Source organism: Polaribacter sp. (genome assembly GCF_965660385.1).
Lineage (GTDB): Bacteria > Bacteroidota > Bacteroidia > Flavobacteriales > Flavobacteriaceae > Polaribacter.
This window is the reverse complement of record NZ_CBFHZT010000039.1, coordinates 1-24,799: the sequence shown is the minus strand read 5'-3', so window position 1 is coordinate 24,799 and position 24,799 is coordinate 1. Positions and strand designations below refer to the sequence as shown.

Annotated in this window: 25 protein-coding genes; 14 read left to right on the top strand and 11 right to left on the bottom strand. The window is 29.4% G+C overall.

Features of this window, described 5'->3' with window-relative positions; genetic code table 11:
* Positions 1-154 precede the first annotated feature (154 nt).
* Both mltG and ACTG3V_RS11490 read left to right on the top strand, forming a co-directional pair.
* A complete protein-coding gene (gene mltG / locus ACTG3V_RS11495; protein ID WP_439132309.1) occupies positions 155-1,180 on the top strand; it encodes an endolytic transglycosylase MltG in 1,026 nt (341 codons plus the stop codon).
* 196 nt (positions 1,181-1,376) lie between these two features.
* Positions 1,377-1,973, top strand: coding sequence for a peptidoglycan-binding protein LysM (locus tag ACTG3V_RS11490; protein ID WP_439132308.1), 597 nt, complete (start codon positions 1,377-1,379; stop codon positions 1,971-1,973).
* A 2-nt stretch (positions 1,974-1,975) separates the two neighbouring features.
* On the opposite strand, the gene ACTG3V_RS11485 is transcribed toward ACTG3V_RS11490, so the two are convergent.
* The 3 genes from ACTG3V_RS11485 to dnaA all read right to left on the bottom strand — a co-directional run bounded on the left by ACTG3V_RS11485 (position 1,976) and on the right by dnaA (position 4,664).
* On the bottom strand, positions 1,976-2,683 hold the full coding sequence (locus ACTG3V_RS11485) for an SAM-dependent methyltransferase (protein ID WP_439132307.1): 708 nt from the start codon (positions 2,681-2,683) through the stop codon (positions 1,976-1,978).
* Positions 2,684-2,718: 35 nt separating this feature from the next.
* Complete coding sequence (locus tag ACTG3V_RS11480; RefSeq protein ID WP_439132306.1) at positions 2,719-3,171, bottom strand: low molecular weight protein-tyrosine-phosphatase; 453 nt, start codon at positions 3,169-3,171, stop codon at positions 2,719-2,721.
* 65 nt (positions 3,172-3,236) lie between these two features.
* A complete protein-coding gene (gene dnaA / locus ACTG3V_RS11475) occupies positions 3,237-4,664 on the bottom strand; it encodes a chromosomal replication initiator protein DnaA (RefSeq protein WP_439132305.1) in 1,428 nt (475 codons plus the stop codon).
* A 168-nt stretch (positions 4,665-4,832) separates the two neighbouring features.
* Here dnaA and ACTG3V_RS11470 point away from each other — a divergent pair, with 168 nt between their 5' ends.
* Positions 4,833-5,231, top strand: a complete 399-nt coding sequence (locus tag ACTG3V_RS11470; RefSeq protein WP_439132304.1) for an acyl-CoA thioesterase — start codon at positions 4,833-4,835, stop codon at positions 5,229-5,231.
* An 11-nt stretch (positions 5,232-5,242) separates the two neighbouring features.
* Here the strand turns inward: ACTG3V_RS11470 and prmC are convergent, their stop codons facing one another.
* From prmC to ACTG3V_RS11455, 3 genes are read right to left on the bottom strand one after another with little or no spacing between them, the layout of a single operon-like run.
* On the bottom strand, positions 5,243-6,103 hold the full coding sequence (gene prmC, locus ACTG3V_RS11465; RefSeq protein WP_439132303.1) for a peptide chain release factor N(5)-glutamine methyltransferase: 861 nt from the start codon (positions 6,101-6,103) through the stop codon (positions 5,243-5,245).
* 4 nt (positions 6,104-6,107) lie between these two features.
* Positions 6,108-7,532 carry a cardiolipin synthase gene (cls, locus tag ACTG3V_RS11460; protein WP_439132302.1) on the bottom strand — a complete coding sequence of 475 codons (1,425 nt, stop codon included), beginning with the start codon at positions 7,530-7,532 and terminating at the stop codon, positions 6,108-6,110.
* A 5-nt stretch (positions 7,533-7,537) separates the two neighbouring features.
* Positions 7,538-8,029, bottom strand: a complete 492-nt coding sequence (locus ACTG3V_RS11455; protein ID WP_439132301.1) for a GNAT family N-acetyltransferase — start codon at positions 8,027-8,029, stop codon at positions 7,538-7,540.
* Positions 8,030-8,081: 52 nt separating this feature from the next.
* On the opposite strand from ACTG3V_RS11455, the gene ACTG3V_RS11450 reads away from it, so the two are divergent.
* From ACTG3V_RS11450 to ACTG3V_RS11425, 6 genes are all read left to right on the top strand, one after another.
* A complete protein-coding gene (locus tag ACTG3V_RS11450) occupies positions 8,082-8,546 on the top strand; it encodes an LEA type 2 family protein (RefSeq protein ID WP_439132300.1) in 465 nt (154 codons plus the stop codon).
* A 20-nt stretch (positions 8,547-8,566) separates the two neighbouring features.
* Positions 8,567-9,613, top strand: a complete 1,047-nt coding sequence (ribD, locus tag ACTG3V_RS11445; RefSeq protein ID WP_439132310.1) for a bifunctional diaminohydroxyphosphoribosylaminopyrimidine deaminase/5-amino-6-(5-phosphoribosylamino)uracil reductase RibD — start codon at positions 8,567-8,569, stop codon at positions 9,611-9,613.
* Positions 9,606-10,214, top strand: coding sequence for an HAD family hydrolase (locus ACTG3V_RS11440; protein WP_439132299.1), 609 nt, complete (start codon positions 9,606-9,608; stop codon positions 10,212-10,214). The genes ribD and ACTG3V_RS11440 overlap by 8 nt, the downstream gene beginning before the upstream one ends.
* Positions 10,211-11,074 (top strand): EamA family transporter, encoded by an 864-nt coding sequence (locus ACTG3V_RS11435; protein WP_439132298.1) that lies wholly within the window; start codon positions 10,211-10,213, stop codon positions 11,072-11,074. Before ACTG3V_RS11440 ends, ACTG3V_RS11435 begins: the two co-directional genes overlap by 4 nt.
* Positions 11,074-11,679 (top strand): IMPACT family protein, encoded by a 606-nt coding sequence (locus ACTG3V_RS11430; RefSeq protein ID WP_439132297.1) that lies wholly within the window; start codon positions 11,074-11,076, stop codon positions 11,677-11,679. The genes ACTG3V_RS11435 and ACTG3V_RS11430 overlap by 1 nt, the downstream gene beginning before the upstream one ends.
* 110 nt (positions 11,680-11,789) lie before the next feature.
* Entirely contained in the window at positions 11,790-13,013 is a 1,224-nt protein-coding gene (locus ACTG3V_RS11425) for a PAS domain-containing sensor histidine kinase (RefSeq protein WP_439132296.1), read from the top strand.
* 451 nt (positions 13,014-13,464) lie between these two features.
* Here ACTG3V_RS11425 and ACTG3V_RS11420 read toward each other — a convergent pair whose 3' ends face one another.
* Entirely contained in the window at positions 13,465-13,872 is a 408-nt protein-coding gene (locus ACTG3V_RS11420) for a response regulator (protein ID WP_439132295.1), read from the bottom strand.
* A gap of 12 nt (positions 13,873-13,884) precedes the next feature.
* On the bottom strand, positions 13,885-16,008 hold the full coding sequence (locus tag ACTG3V_RS11415; protein WP_439132294.1) for a PAS domain S-box protein: 2,124 nt from the start codon (positions 16,006-16,008) through the stop codon (positions 13,885-13,887).
* A gap of 367 nt (positions 16,009-16,375) precedes the next feature.
* On the opposite strand from ACTG3V_RS11415, the gene ACTG3V_RS11410 reads away from it, so the two are divergent.
* The 4 genes from ACTG3V_RS11410 (at position 16,376) to ACTG3V_RS11395 (ending at position 18,746) form a co-directional block, all read left to right on the top strand.
* On the top strand, positions 16,376-16,708 hold the full coding sequence (locus tag ACTG3V_RS11410; RefSeq protein WP_439132293.1) for a PadR family transcriptional regulator: 333 nt from the start codon (positions 16,376-16,378) through the stop codon (positions 16,706-16,708).
* Entirely contained in the window at positions 16,709-17,233 is a 525-nt protein-coding gene (locus ACTG3V_RS11405; protein ID WP_439132292.1) for a permease prefix domain 2-containing transporter, read from the top strand.
* 226 nt (positions 17,234-17,459) lie between these two features.
* The gene (locus ACTG3V_RS11400; protein WP_439132291.1) at positions 17,460-17,696 is read left to right on the top strand and encodes a thioredoxin family protein; all 237 of its coding nucleotides are present in this window, start codon (positions 17,460-17,462) and stop codon (positions 17,694-17,696) included.
* Positions 17,697-17,735: 39 nt separating this feature from the next.
* Positions 17,736-18,746 carry a permease gene (locus ACTG3V_RS11395; protein ID WP_439132290.1) on the top strand — a complete coding sequence of 337 codons (1,011 nt, stop codon included), beginning with the start codon at positions 17,736-17,738 and terminating at the stop codon, positions 18,744-18,746.
* Between the two features lie 86 nt (positions 18,747-18,832).
* Here the strand turns inward: ACTG3V_RS11395 and carB are convergent, their stop codons facing one another.
* From carB to ACTG3V_RS11380, 3 genes are all read right to left on the bottom strand, one after another.
* Positions 18,833-21,688 carry a carbamoyl-phosphate synthase large subunit gene (carB, locus tag ACTG3V_RS11390; RefSeq protein WP_439132289.1) on the bottom strand — a complete coding sequence of 952 codons (2,856 nt, stop codon included), beginning with the start codon at positions 21,686-21,688 and terminating at the stop codon, positions 18,833-18,835.
* A 107-nt stretch (positions 21,689-21,795) separates the two neighbouring features.
* A complete protein-coding gene (rpmH, locus tag ACTG3V_RS11385) occupies positions 21,796-21,957 on the bottom strand; it encodes a 50S ribosomal protein L34 (RefSeq protein ID WP_223445638.1) in 162 nt (53 codons plus the stop codon).
* Between the two features lie 122 nt (positions 21,958-22,079).
* Positions 22,080-22,745: a hypothetical protein gene (locus tag ACTG3V_RS11380; protein WP_439132288.1), complete on the bottom strand. Its 666-nt coding sequence runs from the start codon at positions 22,743-22,745 to the stop codon at positions 22,080-22,082.
* 122 nt (positions 22,746-22,867) lie between these two features.
* On the opposite strand from ACTG3V_RS11380, the gene ACTG3V_RS11375 reads away from it, so the two are divergent.
* On the top strand, positions 22,868-24,481 hold the full coding sequence (locus ACTG3V_RS11375) for a CTP synthase (RefSeq protein ID WP_439132287.1): 1,614 nt from the start codon (positions 22,868-22,870) through the stop codon (positions 24,479-24,481).
* Positions 24,482-24,799: the final 318 nt, after the last annotated feature.

The following is a 24,799-nucleotide window of genomic DNA, read 5'->3' as shown; positions in this document are numbered from 1 at the left end:
CAATTTTAAAAGTATATCCTTGTTTGAAAAACATCACTTTAAAAAAGTTGGTGTTAAAAAAGATTGGATTTTGGCAAAAGGAAAATATAAAGATGAAATTTTATTTCAATTGATAAAAGCGTAATTTTGCCTTTTTATAAAAAATTTAAACACATTGACTAAAAAAATTATTTACATTTTAGGTTTCCTACTTTTACTAGGTGGTATTTTAGGGTACAACTATTATCAAAAAATATTTGGCGAAGCAATTACTGATGATTATATACTATATATAAAGACTGGAGATAAATTAGTTGACATTAAAGAAAAGATTGCAGATTACTCTAAAAATCCAAATACTTTTTTGTGGGTTGCTGCACAAAAGAACTTCTCTAAACCTAAAACAGGTCGTTATTTCTTAAGGCAAGGTATGTCTAACAACGATTTGATAAATATGTTACGCAGTGGTAATCAAACACCTTTAAAAATTTCTTTTAATAATCAAGATACTTTAGAGAAATTTGCAGGTAGAATTGCTGAGCAACTGGCTGTGGATTCTATTGCAATTATTGCCTCTTTTACAGATGCTGATTTTTTACAGAAAAACAATCTCACCAAAAAGTCGGTTTTACAGATATGTATTCCTAATAGTTATGAATTTTATTGGACTGTTTCTGCTGATAAATTTCGCAACAAACTTTTACGCGAGTACAATCGTTTTTGGAATAAAAATAGATTACAAAAAGCAAAGGCTTTAAAGTTAACTAAAGGAGAAGTAATTACTTTAGCTTCTATTGTGCAAAAAGAAACCGCAAAACAAGAAGAACGTCCAAGAGTAGCTGGTTTGTATTTAAATAGACTAAATAACGGATGGCCTTTGCAGGCAGACCCAACTATTATATACGCTATAAAAGAAGTAAAAGGCCAAGATTATGTAGTAAAAAGGGTTTTAACTGTTGATTTAAAAATTAATTCGCCTTACAATACATATACAAACAGGGGCTTACCTCCTACTTTAATTGGTATGCCAGACATTAATACTATTGATGCTGTACTGAATGCCGAAAACCACGACTACTTTTACATGTGTGTAAATACCGATAAACTTGGCTATCATAAATTTGCTAAAAGTTTGGCGCAACATAACAGAAATGCAGCTAAATATCATAATTGGCTGAATAAACAAGGTGTAAATCGTTAAAAGTTAGTTTTTTCACTCTCAAAACAGTACTGTTTTTTTTATTTAATTCATAAAAAGAAACGTTGTAGTAATTCAAATCTACTAAAAAATTTACATTTTATCGAGCATATATTTAATTTCGACGAAATTAAAGCATTGATTGTCAGCAAATTTAAATTATGTTATACATTTGCGCTCGCAAAACAAAACGATTAGTATGATCAAAAAGTTTTTATTTTTAGCAAGTTTGGCTTTACTTTTAATTAGTGCAACAAAAATAGGTAAACGTAAAACTGCCAAAATAGAAGTTATTAAAAAAGAAATTTCGCTACCAAAGAATGTAGATTACAATATACCGTATTTAAAACGAAATTTTATAGCTTTTAAAGAAGCTGTTGCTTTTAAAGAATCGCAAGGCAGGTATAAAGTTGTAAACACTTTAGGGTATTTAGGCAAATATCAATTTGGTAGAAGCACTCTAAAACGTTTTAAAATTTACGATACTAGTGCTTTTTTACGAAGCCATGATTTACAAGAAAAAGCTTTTGTTGCTTTGTGTAGCGTTAATAAATGGATTTTAAGAAAGGACATAAAACGCTCTGTTGGTAAAACTATAAACGGAATTAAAATTACAGAATCTGGAATACTAGCTGCTGCACATTTAAGTGGTGCTGGTAACGTGAAAAAATATTTAAGAAGCAATGGAAATTTTCGATTTTCTGATGCTTATGGAGCTACTATTCAACAATATATGAGACGTTTTTCGAATTACGATGTTTCTAATATTAAAGCTGATAGAAAAGCAACAGTATAGCTCTACTTATCAATAATAAAAATAGCTGGTTTTTTGTGTAAATCAGGTTGTTGATGTTTCCAATCTTTAATAGACATGGTTTTGATAAATTCTGAAGGCAATGTAATATCTACAGCAATACACAAATTAGTTTGCGGAGAGAGTGTAGCTTTTAAATCTACAAACATTTTCTCATTTCTATAAGGTGTTTCAATAAAAATTTGAGATTGGTTTTTATCTCTTGCTGTACGTTCTAAATCTTTTATTTTTCTTTTTCTATCACTTTTATCAATAGGTAAATACCCATTAAAAGCAAAATTTTGCCCATTAAATCCAGAACTCATCATTGCCATTAAAATAGAACTTGGGCCTACCAAAGGCACCACTTTTATATTTTTTTGATGTGCTAATTTTACAATGCTTGCTCCAGGGTCTGCAATGGCTGGTACACCAGCTTCAGAGAGTAAGCCCACATTAAAACCTTGTGCACAAACGTCTAAATATTTTTGAGTTTCTTCTACAATAGCATACTTATCTAACAACTTTATTGTTAAGGTTGGCTGTTGTTTTTTAGGTGATATTTTTTTGATGAACCTTCTTGCTGATTTTTCATTTTCAACAATATAATAATCAATTTGTTCAATTACTTTTTTTACTGATAAAGGCATTACCTCTAAAGGTTCAGTTTCTTCACCTAAAGTGGTGGGGATTAAGTATAGTTTACCAGTCATTTTTAGATTTTAAAAACACTAATTTACAAAATAAATTAAGACAATTTACCTGCAATAATCTCACAAGCTTCGTCCAACATCATATAGATATTTTCAAAACCTTGGGATCCTCCATAATATGGATCTGGAACTGAATGATTTGCATTTGCATTTACTTCGTTCAAAATAAGCTTTACCTTTTCTTCATCCGTTTTGGTTCTAGCTAAACGAAGTAGATTCTGATAATTACTTTCATCCATAGCATAAATAAGATCGAATTTATCAAAATCGGAAACCACAAACGTTCTTGCTCTTTGATTGGTGATATCAATTCCGTATTTCTTAGCTACTTCAATAGAGCGTTTGTCTGGTAAATTACCAACATGATAGGCTCCAGTACCAGCTGAATCTACAAAAATAGTTTCTGAGTTCACTTTAGATTCTAAAATACCCTGTGCCAATGGCGAACGACAAATATTGCCTAAGCAAACCATTAGTATTTTTTTCATCATAAAAAGTAATTTAATTTCTAAAAAAGAATTTAAAAAGTTCTATTGCTGTAGAAAAACAACCTTTAAAATGTTAATTTTTTGGTTAAATCTTCTACATACTTTTTAAACTGCTTATCGGTTTCAGTAAGATTATCTACAGTTTTACATGCATGTAATACTGTTGCATGATCTCTTTGCCCAATTTGACTACCAATACTTGCCAAAGATGTTTTTGTTAATCTTTTTGCAAAATACATTGCTAATTGACGCGCTTGAACAATATGACGTTTACGTGTTTTAGATTGTAAAGTGGCAACATCCATATCAAAATATTTTGACACTTCTTTTTGTATGTAATCTATAGACACTTCTTTTTTGGTGTTTTTAACAAATTTATCTACAATTTGTTTTGCCAACTCTAAAGAAAATTCTTTTCGGTTAAAAGAAGCTTGGGCAATCATGGAAATTAAAACACCTTCTAATTCTCTTACGTTAGATTTTATATTTTTACCAACATATTCTATAATATCATCTGGCATTTCTACACCATCTCTGTACAATTTATTTTGTAAAATTGACAATCTTGTTTCGTAATCTGGCGCTTGTAACTCTGCAGATAAACCCCATTTAAAACGAGATAATAAACGCTGCTCAATATCTTGCATATCAACAGGTGCTTTATCTGAAGTTAAAATAACCTGTTTGCCATTTTGATGTAAATGATTAAAAATATGAAAGAATACATCTTGTGTACCTGCTTTACCCGATAAAAACTGCACATCATCAATAATTAAGACATCAATCATTTGATAAAAATGAATAAAATCATTTCTTGTATTTGATTTTACAGAATCTATAAATTGTTGTGTAAACTTTTCTGATGATATATATAAAACTGTTTTATCTGGGTATTTATCTTTAATATCTACCCCAATTGCATGGGCTAAATGCGTTTTCCCTAAACCTACGCCACCATAAATTAACAAAGGATTAAAAGAAGTACCACCAGGTTTGTTGGCAACAGCCATACCTGCAGAACGTGCTAATCTGTTAGAATCTCCTTCAATAAAATTATTAAAACTATAATTAGGATTTAATTGAGACTCAATTTTTACCTTTTGCAACCCAGGGATAATAAAAGGGTTTCTTAACTCTCTTTTACTTGATTCTAAAGGAACTGTAACTCTTTGAGGTTTTAAAGGATCTCTATTAGAACTCGGTATTTTAACAATTTGCGGTCTATTGCTACTGTAATTATTCTCCATCCTAACATCGTAAATTAGTTTGGCTTCATTACCCAATTGTCTTACCAATGCAACACGTAATAATTTAATATAATGCTCTTCTAACCACTCGTAAAAAAACTTACTAGGCACTTGAATTGTCAATGCTTCTCCAGACAGTTTCACCGGTTTTATCGGTTCAAACCAGGTCTTATATGCCTGAGGCTTAATATTGTCCTTTATAAAAGTCAAACATTCAGTCCAAACGGATTCAGCAGTGCTATTCATTGAATTAATTAGTGGTTTTGTTTTGATTAAACTATTAGGCTATATAGACCTCTATGCCCTTTTTCTTAAGCACTACAAAAGTGTGAATAAAAAACAGTATAAAAAAATCTAATTACTATTGATTATTAATTATTTTTTACGTAAAATGGAAAAATATTATTTGAAATTTTGAAAAAATCATACACAAGTACTCGAGTACGTTATTCTGAAACTGATCAAATGGGAGTGGTTTATCATGGAAACTATGCTCAGTTTTTTGAGTTAGGTAGAACAGAATGGCTTCGTAAACTGGGGGTTACCTATAAAGATATGGAGTTGAATGGTGTAATGCTACCTGTAATTTCTTTAAGTTGTAATTTTATTAAATCTGCAATTTATGACGATGTTTTAACTATTGAAACCATTTTAGTTAAAAAACCTATGGTTAAAATTGAATTTGATTACAAAATTACCAATCAAAATGATGAATTAATTTGCACTGGAAATTCTGTTCTTGCTTTTATGAATCGTGCAACCTCAAAACCAACAAGATGCCCAAATCATTTATTAAAGAGTTTAGGGTATTAAATAAAGATTTATCATAATGAAGCCTTTATCATTCTATCATTTTTAAACAAATCTTTTTTAAGCTCAACAGTTTTGAATCCTTTTTGGTGTAATAATTGAACCGTTTCTTTACCTAAATATTGATTGATTTCAAAAAACAAACTTCCTCCTTTTAATAAATGTTGTTTTGCCAAATCTGCAATTTTGTCATAAAAAAGTAATGGATTATCATCTGCTACAAACAAAGCTAAATGAGGTTCGTTTTGTAATACGTTGTTTTGTATTTCTACTTTTTCTAACTCGCGAACATAAGGTGGGTTCGAAATAATAATATCGTATTTCTCTGGTAGATTTTTGGCTTTTAAAATATCAAGCGCAATAAAATCCATATTTACACTGTTCACATTTGCGTTTTTTTGAGCCATTTTTAGTGCATCAATAGATACATCTATAGCAGAAATTTTTGCTTTCGCTAGGTTTTTAGCCAACGAAATAGGGATACAACCAGAGCCTGTACCAATATCTAAAATTGTTAAAGATTCATCTATCTTTAAATTACGATTCTTAAGTTCTGCTATTACCCACGCTACTAACTCTTCTGTTTCTGGTCTAGGAATTAAAGTGTTTTCATCAACATAAAAAGGATAACCATAAAATTCTGTTTTACCAATAATATATTGAATAGGTTCTTCTCTTTGTAATCGTTGTAAAGCAGTATTTAATATTGATAGTTTATCATCTTCTACTATAAAATTGGGTTGCAAAACAGTATCGATTCTTTGTAAACCTAAATATTCATCTATTAAAATAAAGAAAAAAGAATCGATTTCTGTACTAGGATAGATTTCTGAAAGTTGTTCAGAAAAAAATAGTTTAAAATCTTTTAATATCATATTGTTATAATAAAGGACTTAAAAAACGACACAAACGCTCTAAAGTTTTTTGTTTGATAGCTCTTTTTCTAAATGTTTTTAAATTGATGTGGTTCGCCTTATTTTTTCTTTCATCAAATTCTTTTTTAATTTCATTAGTAATTTTTTCATCATATAAAATAGCATTCAATTCATAGTTATGTTCAAAACTTCTACAATCAAAATTTGTTGAACCTACTGAAGCTATTTCATCATCAATAAAAATAACTTTACTATGCGAAAAATCATCTCTTAAATAAATTTGTACACCTGCTTTTAATAAACTTTCAAAATAAGAATACATACTATAAGTTGCTATCTTAGAATCTGTTTTTTTGGGTAATAATAACGTTACTTCTACCCCACTTAATGCTGCAATTTTAAAGGCTTCTAAAATTGAAAACGTAGGCACAAAATATGGATTTAAGACACAAATACTTTTTTCAGCTAAATTTATAAAACTCAAATATTGTTGCATTACCACAGATTGTTCGTAATCTGGACCACTAGAAACAATTTGCAATTTTGTGTTGCCCGAACTTTTAAATTCAGAGGTATATTTTTTAGTATTGGTTAAATCTTTTAACGTTGCATAATAAAAATCGTTTAAAAAAGTGCTATGAATAGCATTAACGCCACTACCTTTTATTTGCAAATGAGCATCTTGCCAAATACCCAAACTTGTATCTTCTGTAATGTATTCATCAGAAATATTTACCCCTCCTGTAAACCCAATTTCATTATCGATGATGGCAATTTTGCGATGATTTCTAAAATTTAATGAAAAAATAAAAGAGCCATATTTAAAAGGTGTTTCTGGATAAATTTCTACACCAATATTCTTTAATTTTTGTTTGGTAGTTTTTTGTAAACTAGTACTACCAAAAGAATCGTACAAAATTCTTACTTCAACATTTTCTTTTCTTTTTTCTTCTAATAATTTGATGATTTTATCTAATATTTCTCCCTCTTCAAAAATAAAATATTGTAAATGGATAAACTTTTTGGCATTTTTAATGGCATTAAACAAAGCTGTAAAAGTTTCTTTTCCATTTTTCAATAAGATAACCTCATTACGCTCTTCAACATTAGCTTTTGTATTGCTATAAATTAATTGAGCAATCTTTTTTTGTTTAATACCTTTTAAGGAGTTTTTATCAAGATCTTTTTTAGATTTTATAGATTTTTGGATAAAATCCTTCCTCTTTTTCGTCTCTTTTAATTCAAAAAACTTAATTTTTCTTCTATTAATACCGAAAATAACAAAACAAAACACCCCTAAAAATGGAAAGAAAAGTGCAATTAAAATCCAACTTAAAGACTTGGACGGTTTTACCCCAAAATAAAGAATATTATAAAACGCCCAACAAAATAAAATAAGATGTAAACATCCTAAAACATAATATATCATTCCCCTTAAATTTTCTTAATCATCCAAACATTACAAGAATAATGACTGGTATTGCCCATTGGTGCATCTAAATTTTTAAAACCATACTTTTTGTACAATTTAACAGCAGCTTCCATATAAGGTAAAGTTTCTAAATAGCAATTTTCAAAACCAAATTCTTTGGCTTTATCCAAACAAACCGATATTAATTTTGCACCTAAACCTAAACCTCTTGCAATGGGTAAAAAATACATTTTTTGCAACTCGCAAGTTTTACCCTTAAAATTATCTAATTGTGCAATACCTGCACCACCAACAATTTTATTATTATGTTCAACCACAAAATAGCTTGCGTTTTCTTTTTGGTAAGTTTCAAACATTTGGTCTGTAGCTTTATCTTGATAAGCAGTACCTATTTTTGGTGCACCCATTTCAAGAATTACACTTCGTACAACTTTTGCCAATTGTGCATTATCTTTCAAAGCTATTTCTCTTATGATAAAATCTTTACTTGTCATTTATTACTGTATTTTTGCAAGAGCAAGTTACCTATTTTTTAAATGATTTTTGATGAAAAAAACATTCTATTTTTTGGTTTTATGTATTGGGATTTTGAGTTGTTCTATAAATAAAAAACCCGTTTTTATAAAAGTGGACAATCTGAAATTAATTAGCGTTAAAAAAGATACCATACGTTTAAAAGCAAATGCATTTTTTCAAAACCCAAACGATGTAAGTGGTACTATTGCTACTGATGAAATAAAAATATATGTAAATGGTGCAGCAGTGGCACAGGTTTCTTCTGATGAGTTTAAAGTGCCAGCAAGAAATGAATTTACAGTTCCGCTAAAAGTTGTGATACCAACAAGAGAAATTTTTAAAAACAATAAAAACGGAATATTGGGCGGATTATTAAATTCCGTTTTAAACAAATCTATTGAAATTCAATTTAAAGGAAATTTACAGTATAAAGTTTTTGGATATGCTAGTAATTATCCTGTAGATATTACTCAAAATTTAAAAATAAAATTTTAGTTTCATTTTTAAAATCACTTATTATAACACACGAATTTTACATAAAACGATGTTTACAAATCGCTAAAAACGGAATTGGAACTGCAAGACCAAATCCTTCTGTGGGTGCTGTAATTGTGTATCAAAATAAAATTATTGGCGAAGGTTTCACCTCTAGCTATGGTGGAAATCATGCAGAAGTAAACGCCATAAATTCCGTTAAAAATAAAACACTTTTAAAAGAAGCTACCATTTATGTAACCTTAGAACCTTGTGCTCATTTTGGAAAAACACCACCTTGCGCAGATTTAATTGTAAAACACCAATTAAAAAAAGTGGTAATAGGTTGTATAGATACCAATAGTTTGGTGGCTGGCAAAGGTATTGAACGTTTACAAAATGCAGGAATTAATGTTATTGTAGGAATTTTAGAAAATGAATGTAAAATACATCATAAACGTTTTTTTACGGTACAAGATAAAAAAAGACCTTTTATTATTTTAAAATGGGCTGAAACCCAAAACGGTTGTGTAGCCCCTTTGCAGAAAAATAAACAATCTCCGGTTTGGATTTCAAACAGGTATTCACAACAACGAGTTCACAAATTAAGAGCTAAAGAACAGGCAATTTTAGTGGGTACAAAAACAGTTTTGGCAGACAACCCTTCGTTAACAGTGAGAAGTTGGTCAGGGCATAACCCAATAAGAATTGTACTAGATGCTAATCTTAGAATTTCTGATAGTTTACATTTATTTGATGGAAATGTAAAGACTATTTTTATCATAGATAAAAGGCAAAAGCAACAAAAATCTAGACATAATTTAGTTTTTGAAACTATCGATTTTACTAAAAATATTGCACAACAGATTTGTAAAATACTACAAAAAAATGCTATTCAGTCTCTAATTATTGAAGGTGGCACTCAAACTTTACAAACATTTATTGATGCTAATTTATGGGATGAAGCTCACGTTTTTATTGGTGAAACCAATTTTAAAAACGGAATAAAAGCACCTGTTTTATCTGCAAAAATAACATCCGAAGAAAAAATTAAAAACGACCAATTAAAAATTTACACGAATGATTAAGAACATCATCTTCGATTTTGGAGATATTTTTATCAACTTAGACAAACAAGGAACTTACAAAGCAATGGCTGCTTTAGGAGTTACAAAAATTACTGATGAAATGGTAACAGTTTATCAAAACTATGAAAAAGGCTTAATGAGCACCAATGCATTTATTGCATTTTTTCATGATAAATTTAGAATACCTAATGATAAATTAATTGCTGCCTGGAATGCTGTTTTATTAGATTTTCCAAGAGAGCGTTTGGACTTTTTAAAAAAATTGGCTAAAAGCAAAAAGTACAGGTTATTCTTATTAAGCAATACAAATGATCTACATATAAAATGGGTTCAAAATTCTTTGGGAGAAGATTTTTTTGGAGAATTTAAAAACTGTTTTGAACAATTTTACTTATCGCACGAAATTCATTTTAGAAAACCAGATGTAGAAATTTATGAATTTGTTTTAAAAGAAAATAACCTAATTGCTAACGAAACTTTATTTGTAGATGATTTACAAGAAAACACAGCTGCTGCAAATACTTTAGGGATACATACTTGGAATTTAATTCCTGAGCAAGATGATGTTACAGAATTATTCGTTAAAAACCAACTCGATTGATTTTTTTACTACTCAGCATATTCATATCTACAGGATTATTTGTTATTTTTAAATACTTTGGGTTTTATAAAATTGATGTTTTAAAGGCTATATTTATAAATTATATAGTTGCATTTATTTTAGGATTTGTATTTGCAGAACGTGATTTTTCTGTTGTAGAAATCCCTCAGCAACCTTGGTTTTTAGGTGCATTATGCTTAGGGGTTTTATTTGTTTCCGTATTTTTTATTATGGCAATGACTGCTCAAAAAAATGGCGTTTCTGTAACCTCAATAGCAGGAAAAATGTCTGTGGTTATTCCTGTATTTTTTGGTGTTTTTTTATATGATGAGTCTGTTACTTTTTTAAAAATATTCGGAATTATTATTGCCTTAATTGCGGTGTATTTAGCCTCTGTAAAAGAAAACACAACAGCCACTAAAGAAGCTGGTTTGTTACTGCCTATTTTATTGTTTTTGGGTTCAGGCGCAATTGATACCTTACTAAAATATGTAGAAGTAACTTATGTACCCAAAGATGAAGTATCTATTTTTTCTGGAAGTTTATTTGCTATAGCTGCCTGCATTGCTGCAGTAATTTTACTGATAAAAGCTATCCAAAAAAGAGCCGCTTTTGGTGTTAAAAATATCATTGCTGGCATTTTTTTAGGCATTCCGAATTATTACTCTATTATTTTTTTAATAAAAGCACTACAAACAGAAGGTTTTGATAGCTCTACCCTATTTACCATTAATAATGTGGGCATTGTAATTGTATCAACTATTGTTGGGATACTTGTATTTAAAGAACAATTTAGCATCAAAAATAAAATTGGTGTGGTTTTAGCTATATTAGGAATTGTAATTGTAGCTTTGGCTTAATGGAAAACGACAGTTACAAAACCATACTTAAACCATCAGAAGAAACACTTTTTAAAGACAGAAATAGTAAATTTTTTGGCTATGCATTTCCTGTTATAAATGAAGATGAAGTAAAAAATTGTTTGGATGATTTACGCAAACAACATCACTCTGCTCGTCATTTTTGTTATGCTTATCAAATTGGAGTTGAAACCATAAAATATAGATCCAATGATGATGGTGAACCTAACAATTCTGCTGGATTACCCATTTATGGCCAAATTCAATCTTTTGAGCTTACTAACGTTTTAATAGTTTCTGTTCGCTATTTTGGAGGAACAAAATTAGGGGTTGGTGGATTAATTAACGCCTATAAATCTTCTGCTCAATTGACTTTAGAAGCCTCAGAAATTGTAGAAAAAACCATAACTATTTTTTACAAACTCAATTTTAATTATGATATGATGAACAAAGTAATGCGTATCATTAAAGAAAAAAATATAAGCATCACTGCTCAAAATTTAGGGTTGACATGTGAATACACAATCGCTATTAGAAAAAAAGAAGCTCAAATCATATTTGATATTTTTCAGAATTTATATAAGGTAGATATTCAAATTTTATAATAAAACATTAGAGGATATTTAATTATATTTAACTAAATTTGAATTATTATTATGTTTTCGTTTAGTATTCTTAAAAGAATATAAAAGCACAAAATATTTTACAAACCCCCATGGAAAAAAAATATAGTTATCAAGAGTTAAAAAATCAAGTTGCTGAACTCGAAAAGCAAAATCAAATTTTACGCTTAGCATTAAATAATCAACCAGAAAAGAAAATAGAGGAAAAACTTGTAATTGAACAACATTTCTTTAAAACTCTTATGGACAATATTCCAGATTATATTTATTTTAAAGATAAAGAGAGTCGTTTTATAAAAAGCAATAAAGCTCAAGCAAAGAATTTTGGCCTTAAAGATCCAAAGGAAATGATTGGAAAAACTGATTTTGATTTTTTCACAAAAGAACGTGCACAAGAAGCTTTTAAAGATGAACAAAACATTATTAGAACAGGATGCCCAATCATATCAAAAGAGGAAAAAGAAATATGGATTGATGGTTCTACTTCCTGGTCATCAACCACAAAAATTATTCTTAATGATCACAAAGGAGAAGTCATTGGAACTTTCGGATTGTCTCGAAATATTTCAAAACAAAAAGATGCTGAAGAAAAATTGTTAAAATTAAATGAAGAACTCAAAGAAATAAATACTGCAAAAGATAAATTATTTTCAATTATTGGGCATGACCTCAGAGGCCCCTCTAACAATATCATTGGCCTATCAACACAACTACTAGAAAATATTGATGTTTTTGATAAGGAAGAAATTAAAATGTTTTTGGTTTTTATAAATTCGGCAGCCCAAAACACCACTGTTTTATTAGAGAATTTATTAAATTGGGCTAATACCCAGACTGGAAAAATTGTTTTTAATCCACAAAAAGTATGTTTCTCTAAGATAACTCAAGAGGTGATATTACTTAAAAACTCAATAGCCGAGAGTAAAAACATTTCATTAAACCAAACTTCGGCTGATAAAATTGAGGTGCTGGCTGATAAAAATATGTTAAAGGTAATTTTACGAAACCTTATTTCTAATGCCATCAAATTCACTAATTCTGGTGGAAAGATAGAGGTTACTGCAATTGCAAAGAAAAAAGAGGTTGAAATTACAGTTTCTGATAATGGAGTGGGAATTAACGAAGATATGCTTAAAAAGTTATTTAAATCGAACACTAAATCTACTACTTTAGGTACTGCAAAAGAAATAGGAACTGGTTTAGGCTTATTACTGTGTAAAGAGTTTATAGAAAAACATGGTGGTAAAATTTGGGTTGAGAGCACAACAGGAAAAGGAAGTGATTTTAAGTTTACCTTACCTAACGCAGTAAATTAATATTTTTAGAATTCTTTATAAAGCTCTTGGCTAGGTATAACCTAAATAGATGTTTTTGAGCAATAGAAATTTATGTTTGTCTTTAATAATTTTATCATCACAATTGCTCTCTTTCAAAAATTTGGTATCTATACTTAATTCTATATCTATTCTAAAATCAAAGGCCTTTCACGTTTTGATTGATTTAGATTTATGAAATAAATAGTACTATTCACGATTTAAAAAAAACGTTTATTTTAGTTAATTTCATAACTTCAAGCATCAAAAACACAAATACTTCAGACAATTGGATTAAATAACAAAGAGTTCGTTAATTTAAAAGTTACCAAATATGATGAAATGAAAACACCATTAAATTTAAAAGAATTGTATCTCTAAAAGTTTATAATTTAAATCGTAAAACAAGGCATGATTATGATAGGCTTTTTATTAAAAAATAATTATGGTGTAATTACTCTAATGAATCTATGATTTCTTGTAACGTTTCTGCTTTTATGGGTTTAGTAATGTAAGCAGAAATTTCAGAATATTTTTTTGAACGCTCCAAGTCTGAAGGATCAATAGAAGAAGTAACCATAAAAACGGTAATTTTCTTATGAATTTGTGATCTTATTTTAGTGTACTCTTCTATAAACTGAAACCCATCCATAACTGGCATATTAATATCTAAGAAAATAAGATCTGGAAGTTTATCTGAGTTTTCCTTATTACTATTGATAAAATTATAGGCTTGGTCTCCATCATCAAAAGACATTACGTAATCTTCTGGTGTTAATTTTTTTATTTTTATTACTTTTTTCATAAAAAACTTATAAACTCCATCATCGTCTATAAAACAAATTTTATACTTTTTTGGCATAACTTTTTGGCTTTAAAATGTTATTGTAAATGTTGTTCCTTTATTCACTTCGCTAGTACAAGAAATTGCCCCTTTTAAAGAGGTAATTTGATTTTTTATAATATATAAACCAACACCTTTGGCGTCTTTTTTTCTATGAAAAACATTATTGAGTCCATATAATTTATGACCGTGCTTTTTAAGGTTAATTCCTAGTCCATTATCTTTAACTATTAATTGCGTTCTTCCTTCATTTATAGCACTTTTTATTTCTATTATTGGTTTTCTGTCTGGAAACGAATATTTTAAAGCGTTACTTACTAAATTAGTTATTATACTTTTTAAATAAGGTTTATGGTATACGATTGTTTCAACAGCAGAAAAATCTGTAGTGATAACTGCGTTTAATTTGGTAATTTGTTTTGATAATTTTTTCTCAATTTTTTTAGTTACTTTACTCAATGATATATTACTCATTTCAATTTCAGCTTCAGATTTTTTATTTATTTGAATCGCTGCAATCAAAGAATTTAGAGTTTCATCAATAAGATCAATTACAATTTTAAATTTTTCGAAAGCAAGTTTCTTTTCTTCAGGTGTTTCAGAAATTTCGTACAACTCAAGTAAAGAAATTAAATTACTAACAGGTGCTCTAAAATTATGAGAAGCAATCTGTGCAAAGTTTGCTAGTTTTTTGTTTTGTTCTGTAATTCTTGAAATATTGGTACCTACCAAAATAAAGGCTGTAATTTTACCTGTATCATCTTTTATAGCATTAGTACTAAGTTGAATGTGTAAAGAAGTACCATCTTTTCGAATGTAAGTCCATTCTTTAAAATCTTCTCTGTTTTCTGTTGCTAATTTTGATAAAATTTCAAAACCAGTAACTTCTTTTTTACTTTTGTTGGTAAGTTCTCTACCTCTTTTTAATAGTTCTTCTTTATCATGAAAAATAATAGGGGTTTCTTTATCTACTACTTCCTCGCTTTTGTAACCCAGTAAATTCTCTGCACCTTCATTAAAATAAGTAATTTTGCCATCGAGATCTGTTCTTATAAGAGAAATATCACCTGAATTTAAAATGGCTTTTAATTCTTCATGAGCAGTATTTAATTCTATTTGAGCTACTTTAACAGTATTAATATCCTGAAAAGTTCCATAAACAGCAACACATTCATTGTTTTTAATTTCAGGTTCACCTATAACTCTTACCCAAATATGTCTTCCTTTTGCAGTTACCAATTGCAACTCTTCATCGAAGCTAGTTTTGTTTATAACTGATTCTTTAAACAATTCAGTAATTTTATCTCTGCTATAACCTTCAGCATAAAATTTTAAGCCAGATTCTACATTTGGAATAAAATTACCATCTACTTCATGAATTTCTTTAGTTACTTTACTCCAAGTATTTTCATTATTCACCAAATCTACAAACCAGGTTCCAATTCTGGCTATAGTATTTGTTCTTTCTAAAACTTCTTCAATTTTCTTTCTTTCTTTCTCTTTTTGCTCTACCTCCTTTTTAAATTTTTCTAATTTTATATTTAGGGAGTTCAAGACTTTATTGTTTTTATATACAGGTAAAAACATCAAGAAAACCCCACAAATAAATAAAAGTATTGAAAAACCTAAAAAAACGTATTGTAATTTTTTTAAAAAAGCCGTTCTTTTTTGAGAAATAAGTTGATACTCATTCACAATAAAATCCATAGAATTTAAAAATGGACGTTCATTATTTTTAATTTCTTCTATGAAACTTTTATAAATAGAATCATTGTTTGGTTCTTTTACCAAATGATTAGATGATTTAACAAGCTTATTAAAAAAGAATGTGTTTTTTTTAAAAAGAGAATCTATTCCAGTTGTATGATATTGTAATTTATTTTTTTCTTTAAGATAAGTATTCGCTTTTATAAAGCACGCTACAATACTATCTAAAGTTTCAATATTAATTTTGTAGGAAGATGTATTCTTAGATTCGTTAATATAAGAAGCTATTTTGGCAATTTGCTGACTATACATTTGCTGTTTACCTGCAATATTTATAGTTTCTGCATCCGAACTTTGTTGTGAAATGGCATTGTTTATTATTATTTGATTAAAAATAATAATTAGGATAATACCTATGAGTAGGAGTATATATTTTTTCTTATTCAATTTGGGGGGGAATTATTAGATAAAATATAAAAGTCACTAAATATTTAGTGCATCATAAAGTAACAAATATATATATTAAATTAGTAATAAACTAATATTAGTTTTACAGATATTTAATGCTAAAACCTTTTATTTTTTTGATATAATACCTTGATAAAATTTAAAATTATGCTAAATATACAAGTGATATTTTTATTATGACGAACCAAATGTTCATTTTAACAGAACCCTAAATTTCTTAATTTTTGTTTATTTAGCTAGACTATTTTCCATTTCTATAAGATTTTAAGTTCAAAAATTTAAAAATATTTTACCTACAATGTAGTTTATTAAACTATTTAAACTACATTTACGGTAAATATAAGTTATGAGTCAATCAACGTTAGGAGAATTCGAAGAAATTGTAGTGATTATTGTAGCTATACTCAATGGTGATGCCTATAGTGTGAACATTATCAACGAAATAGATAATCGACTAAACCGAAAAGTAAGTTTGGGTGCAATTCAAACTGTGTTAAAAAGACTAGAAAAGAAAGGTTTGCTAAAATCTGAGTTTGGTGGTGCAACAAAAGAAAGAGGAGGAAAACGAAAGCGTCTTTACGAAATTACTACTCAAGGCCATGAAATAATTGACCAAACAAGAATACAAAGAAATTTGCTTTGGGAAGCAATGCCTAAACTTTCACTTAATTTATTTTAAATGCATGAAAAAATAAAAAAACCCTCAAAATTCGTTATGCGCTTTTTTCGATGGTTTTGTCGTTCAGATTTTCGTGAAGAAATAGAAGGAGATTTAATAGAGCAATTCAATACATATTATAAAATTCATGGTTACTATAAAGCCAATTTCAAATTTATAAAAGAAGTTATTTTATTATTTCGACCATCGATAATTAAAACTTTTAACCAATCATCAAATACAAAAACTATGGAAATCATAAATCAAAACAAGAGAATTATAACTATTATAACAGTTGTAATAACCTTACTTTTAATTCCGTTTATAGCTATGCAATTTAGCAAAGAAGTAAATTGGTCTGTCTTCGATTTTCTTTTTGCTGGCATTTTATTAACTATTACAGGGCTCATCCTTGAGTTTATCTTAAAAAAAATAAAGACCTTTAAACAAAGAGTACTTTATGCAGTGATCTTGTTCTTGATTTTATTTCTTGTATGGGCTGAACTTGCTGTTGGTATTTTTGGATCACCTTTTGCTGGTACCTAAAAAAAAGACAAACTTTAGTAAATAACAAACATTAACTAAGCTTTGTTTAGTATTGATTCTCGTGTTATGTAGTTACTTTTAAAATGTGCTTTACACATTATTATAATCTATTTTTAAATGCCTCTGATAATAAAATTCGGTTTCTCATTTTAAAGATTCATTGTGTGACAAATGTCACATTACAATCTACTTCTTAAACATACCTTTGTTTTAAAAAACTTATAAAATGACGACTATAAAAATACTAGGCACAGGATGTTCAAAATGCAAATCAATGACAAACATTGTAAATGAAGTTGTTTTTGAAAATAATATAGAGGCATCTGTTGAAAAAGTGGAAGATATTGTAGAAATTATGCAATATAATGTAATGTCTACACCTGCTTTGGTTATTAATGATTGCATTGTGGTTAAAGGTAGAGTGCCTTTAAAAAGTGAAGTTTTGACGCTTTTAGGAAAGTAAAATCAATAATTATGAATATGATGAACGAAGTTGTGCATTATGTACAAAATCCTTTTATTGATTGCATTTTCAATGTTTAATTGGATACAAAATATTGCAGATTGGCTTGTTTATGACCTCTTGCAACTTAAGGCTTCAACGCATTTTACAGCAGCATTGCACTTTATAATTTATGACACAATAAAAATTTTAATTCTTCTTGTTGTAGTAATGTTTTTTATGGGTATTGTAAATAGTTTCTTTCCTATAGAAAAGGTTAAAAATTATTTATCGAGAAATAAATTATATGGTTTAGAATATGTAATTGCCAGTTTGTTTGGTGTGGTTACTCCTTTTTGTTCCTGTTCTTCTGTTCCGCTTTTTATTGGTTTTGTAAGAGGTGGCATCCCTTTAGGGGTAACTTTTTCATTTTTAATTACTTCTCCGTTAGTTAACGAAATTGCAATCGGACTCTTTATTGGTTTGTTTGGCTTAAAAACTACCTTAATTTATGTAATTAGTGGTGTTTTATTAGGCACCATATCTGGTATTATTCTTCAAAAATTAAACTTAGAAACTCATCTTACTCCTTGGGTTAAAGAATTACTGGCAAATGCTCAAAAAGAACAAGAATTATTGCAATTAGAAAAACCAACGATTACACAGAGACTTTCTATTATTTTTTCAGAAATTTTGAAAATTCTAAAAGGTGTTCTTCCTTATGTTTTAGTTGGGATTGTAATTGGTGGTTTTATGCATGGGTATATACCAGAAGCCTTTTTTGAAGAATATATGGCAAAAGACAACCTTTTTGCTGTACCCATTGCTACAGTTTTAGCTGTACCTATGTATGCTAATGCCATTGGTGTTTTGCCTGTAGTACAAGTTTTGGTTGCTAAAGGCATTCCTTTAGGTACTGCAATTGCTTTTATGATGGGTGTGATTGGTTTATCGTTGCCAGAAGCAATGCTTTTAAAGAAAGTGATGACCTTAAAATTAATTGCAATATTCTTCGCAGTTGTAACATTATGTATTATCATATCTGGTTATCTTTTTAATATTATTTTATAAATAACCTCAATTATTAATATTTATGTAAACGAAAAAACCTCCAATTCAAAAGGAATTGAAGGTTATTTTTTATCTAAATAGAAATGCTATTTATTCAAATACATTTTACGTCTTGAATATAAATCGTAAAATTCATCGTCTTTTAAACTATCTATAAATAAAATACTTTCTCCAGTCGATTTCATTTCTGGTCCTAGTTTTTTATCTACATTCGGGAATTTATTAAAAGAAAATACCGGTTGTTTAATGGCATAGCCCTCTAATTGTGGATTAAAATCAAAATCTGTTACTTTCTTTTCTCCTAACATTACCTTGGTTGCATAATTTACGTAAGGTTCTTTGTAGGCTTTTGCTATAAAAGGTACAGTTCTAGAAGCTCTTGGGTTGGCTTCAATAATGTAAACGATATCATTTTTTATGGCAAATTGAATGTTAATTAAGCCAACCGTTTTTAATTCTCTAGCAATGGTATGTGTATGATCTATAATTTGTTGCATTACCAAATCTCCTAAATTAAAAGCTGGTAAGGTTGCATTTGAATCTCCTGAATGAATTCCACAAGGCTCAATGTGTTCCATAATTCCAATGATGTACACATTTCCATCAGCATCACAAATGGCATCAGCTTCAGCCTCTATAGCACCATCTAAGTAATGATCTAACAACAATTTGTTATTTGGTATTTTACGTAACAAGTCTACAACATGTTCTACCAATTCTTCTTTATTAATAACAATTTTCATTCCTTGACCACCTAAAACATAAGAAGGTCTTACCAATATTGGAAAGTCTAACTCGTCTGCCAAAGCTAAAGCTTCGTCTGCAGTTTCTGCAACTCCAAATTCTGGATAAGGAATATTATTTTCTTTTAACAACGTAGAAAAACGACCTCTATCCTCAGCAATATCTAAAGCTTCAAAAGAAGTTCCGATAATTTTTATACCGTATTTGGTTAATTTTTCTGCTAATTTTAAAGCAGTTTGACCACCTAATTGTACAATAACTCCTTCTGGCTTTTCATGACGAATGATATCGTAAATGTGTTCCCAAAAAACAGGTTCGAAGTATAATTTATCTGCAGTATCAAAATCCGTAGAAACCGTTTCTGGGTTACAGTTAATCATAATCGTTTCGTATCCACATTCTGCAGCTGCTAAAACACCATGTACACAACAGTAATCAAACTCAATTCCTTGTCCAATTCTGTTAGGTCCAGAACCTAAAACAATAATTTTCTTTTTATCGGTTACAATACTTTCGTTTGCAATTACAATTTCTCCTTCTGGTGTTTCTATTTCATTCTCAAAAGTAGAATAATAATAAGGTGTTTTCGCTTTAAACTCAGCAGCACAAGTATCTACCAATTTAAAAACACGCTGTACTTTTAATTCCTCTCTCTTAGTGTATACTTCACTTTCCAAACAATCTAGCATGTGTGCTATTTGCCTGTCTCCATACCCTTTTTGTTTGGCTTCGAGCAATAAATCTCTTTGAATGGTATCAATAGTATAGGTAGAAATTTCTTTTTGAAGTTGAAATAACTCTTCATACTGTTTTAAATACCACATATCAATTTTCGTGATATCGTATATTTTACTTAAAGGAATTCCCATAGCAATGGCATCGTAAATTGCAAAAACACGATCCCAACTTGCATTGGTTAATTTTTCTATAATTTCGTTGTAATTGGTGTATCCTTTTCCGTCTGCACCAAGTCCATTTCTTTTAATTTCTAAAGATTGTGTTGCTTTGTGCAAGGCTTCTTGAAAAGAACGTCCTATACCCATTACTTCACCTACGGCTTTCATTTGCAATCCTAAAGTTCTGTCTGAGCCTTCGAATTTATCGAAATTCCAACGCGGAATTTTTACAATTACATAATCTAAAGTTGGTTCAAATAACGCAGATGTAGATTTTGTAATTCCGTTTTCTAATTCGTCTAATGAATATCCAATAGCTAATTTTGTAGCCACTTTTGCAATTGGGTAACCTGTAGCTTTACTTGCTAACGCTGATGAACGCGAAACACGAGGGTTGATTTCAATAGCAATAATTTCTTCTTTTTCATCTGGCGAAACTGCAAACTGTACATTACAACCCCCTTCAAAATCGCCAATAGAACGCATCATATGAATGGCCATATCACGCATTTTTTGAAACGTTTTGTCAGACAATGTCATGGCTGGTGCTACTGTAATAGAATCACCAGTATGAATACCCATTGGATCCATATTTTCGATAGAACAGATAATAACTACATTATCGTTTTTATCGCGTAACAATTCTAATTCATATTCTTTCCATCCCATCATGGCTTTATCAATCATCACCTCATGAATAGGTGATGCTTCTAAACCTCTACTGAGCAGTTCGTCAAAATCTTTTGCATCATAAACGATAGACGCTCCTGCTCCACCCAACGTATAAGAAGAACGAATTACCAAAGGAAAACCAAATTCTTGTGCAATTTCTTTACCTTTTAAGAAAGATGTTGCAGTTTCTTGAGGCGCCATTGGTACTCCAATTTTTAACATCAATTCTCTAAATTGCTCTCTATCTTCAGTAACATTAATAGCATTGATATCAACACCAATCATTTTTACATCAAAATCTTTCCAAATGCCTTTATCATCGGCTTCGATACACAAATTTAAAGCAGTTTGGCCACCCATAGTTGGTAAAACTGCATCAATTTGAGGGTGTTCTTTTAATATTTGAATGATAGATTTTGTAGTTAATGGCAACAAGTACACATGATCTGCCATTGATGGATCAGTCATAATAGTTGCTGGGTTTGAGTTGATTAGAATAGTTTCTATTCCATCTTCTCTTAAAGAACGTAAAGATTGTGATCCAGAATAATCAAATTCGCAAGCCTGACCAATAACAATAGGGCCAGAACCAATAATTAAAATGGATTTAAGGTCTTCTCTTTTTGGCATTGTAAGTTGTTGTGTTTATTAGTGTTACAAAAATAAGTAGTGCTTAGATATAAAAAAAGGTGTTACTTAAAAAGTAACACCTTATATATTAACAATTGTTAATCATTTTATTTTTTATGTCTAGTTTCCGTTGAAACAGATAATTTCTTTCTTCCTTTTGCTCTTCTACGAGCTAATACTTTTCTACCATTAGCTGAAGCCATTCTTTCCATGAAACCGTGTTTGTTTCTTCTCTTTCTCTTTGATGGTTGGTACGTTCTTTTTGGCATTATATGTATTTTTAAAAATCTTCTTAATTATTTTTTTGCTTTTGTGTTACCTTGTTAAAAGCGTGGGCAAATATACAACTGTTTTTATTTATCACAAAAACTAAATGTAAAAAAATTTAAAATTATTTTATCCTTCTTAAAATTCTTTTAAAACACTTTTTTATCAATTGATTTTCACTTTTATACGTAGCAATTTTAGAATTATCATCATATTGATTTGTATCAAAATTAAAGTCTGGATCATCATAAACTGAACTTTTACAATTCAGTTCTAAGGCAATTGTGTTGTTTTTTACATCAAAAACTTTAAAAAAAACAACAGAACCTGCCAAAACATTGCTTCTATATTGTAAAGATTTATATTGAGGGTAATTTTGATTGTTGATTTGGTTAGCCGTTAAAATTTTAGTTAGAACAATGTAGTCTAAATCTGTAGTTTTCCGTAAATTTTCTTTGTATTCTTTTGATAAATCATAATCTAATATAAAAGGAATAATAATTTTGCCATCGGCATCCTTATAATTTTCTTTTAGGTAGCTTTTTTCTTTTAATTCCCCTGCAAAAAATGTTACTAATTGTGCATTATAATCATCTGTACTTTTTGCTGTATAATTTAATTGTGTTGGATTGATTAAATATTTAACCTCTTTATGATTGTCTAATTTTGATGTAAACCATAGATTCTGAACTGTAAAATTAGCGGGTTTACGTTCAAAAAAGCTTGGAAACAAAATAGTACAATTGTTAAATAATAAGACAATGATAAGTAGAATAATTGTTTTTTTCATAACCACAATTTTATCAAAAAGCATTCCATTGCATATTATTTTAATTAATTATTTAGAATTCTTCATCTTTTTATTTGCTTTAAAACCCAGAGTTAGTACTTTTGCGCAAACCTAAAAGAACCATGCACAATACTAAATACGTTTTTGTAACAGGAGGCGTAACATCATCACTTGGAAAAGGAATCATAGCAGCTTCGTTAGCTAAATTATTACAAGAAAGAGGGTTTTCTGTAACCATTCAGAAACTTGATCCTTACATTAATATAGACCCAGGAACCTTAAACCCATATGAACATGGCGAATGCTATGTTACTGATGATGGTGCTGAGACCGATTTAGATTTAGGGCACTATGAGCGCTATTTAAACATACCAACAAGTCAAGCCAACAATGTAACAACAGGTAGAATTTATCAATCTGTAATCGATAAAGAGCGTAAAGGTGAGTTTTTAGGCAAAACTGTACAGGTAATTCCTCATATTACCGATGAAATTAAACACCGAATTCAAATTTTAGGAGAAACTGGCGATTATGATATTGTTATTACCGAAATTGGAGGAACTGTAGGTGATATTGAATCGCTACCTTATGTAGAATCTGTTAGGCAAATGCTTTGGGAAAAAGGAGAAGACAACGCCATTGTAATCCATTTAACCTTAGTTCCATTTTTAGCTGCAGCTGGCGAGTTAAAAACCAAACCTACACAACACTCTGTAAAAAGTTTAATGCAAAGTGGTGTAAGTCCGGATATTTTAGTGTGCAGAACCGAACATGAAATTTCTGACGATATTAAACGTAAATTAGCCTTGTTTTGCAATGTTAAAAAGGAAGATGTAATACAATCTATTGATGCAGAAACTATTTACGATGTACCTAATTTAATGCTAGAAGAAGGCTTAGATGAGGTGGTTTTAAAGAAATTAAAGTTAACTTCTGATAAAAAACCTGAATTAAAAGTTTGGAATAACTTTTTAAGAAAACATAAAAATCCAACTTCGGAAGTAGAAATTGCTTTGATTGGTAAATATATTGAGTTACCAGATTCTTACAAATCAATTACAGAAGCGTTTATTCATGCTGGCTCATCTAACGAAACTAAAGTAAATGTTCGCTGGGTACATTCAGAAAGTTTATCACCCAAAAACTATGAAAAAAGATTAAAAGGTGTTGACGGTATTTTAGTAGCACCAGGTTTTGGAGATAGAGGAATTGATGGAAAAATAAAAGCAGTACAATATGCAAGAGAAAATAATATTCCTTTTTTCGGAATTTGTTTAGGTATGCAAATGGCGGTTATAGAATTTGCAAAAAATGTTCTTGGCTTAGTGGATGCATTTTCTACTGAAATGAAAAAGAACTGTAAAAACCCTGTTATCAACTTAATGGAAAGTCAAGAAGATGTTACAAACAAAGGAGGTACTATGCGTTTGGGTGCTTGGAATTGTAAATTAGCTAAAGATTCTAAAATTTATGATGCTTACAAAGAAGAGTTAATTAGCGAGCGCCATAGACATCGTTATGAGTTTAATAGCGATTATAGAGATCAAATTGAGTTAAAAGGTATGAAGGCTACTGGTCTTAACCCTAGAACTGGCTTAGTTGAAGTTGTAGAAATACCTTCACATCCTTGGTTTGTTGGGGTACAATATCACCCTGAATATAAAAGTACAGTTTTAAAACCACACCCTTTATTTGTGAGTTTTATTAAAGCTGCTTTAAAATATTCAAAAAAATAAAATCAATATTAAAAAATGTCATTTACCAAGGCTGTAGAGGCTTAATACCTTCTTAATGTTTAATGTAAATGACATTTTATTGTTACTAAAAACACTTTTGAGTTCCCATTGATACAGAAACAAATACTTTGTAAAAACGGAATACTAATTGAACTATATAAAATGATAAAATTTAAGACCCTAAAAACATATTAAAAAAGGGTTTTTAACTACATTTGTCGCGTTTTTATCAAGAGATTTTCTTGAGCTAATGACAAATTGACATTTAATTTACACATGGAACAAAAAAAATTCGATTACAATTCTTTTATTGGAATG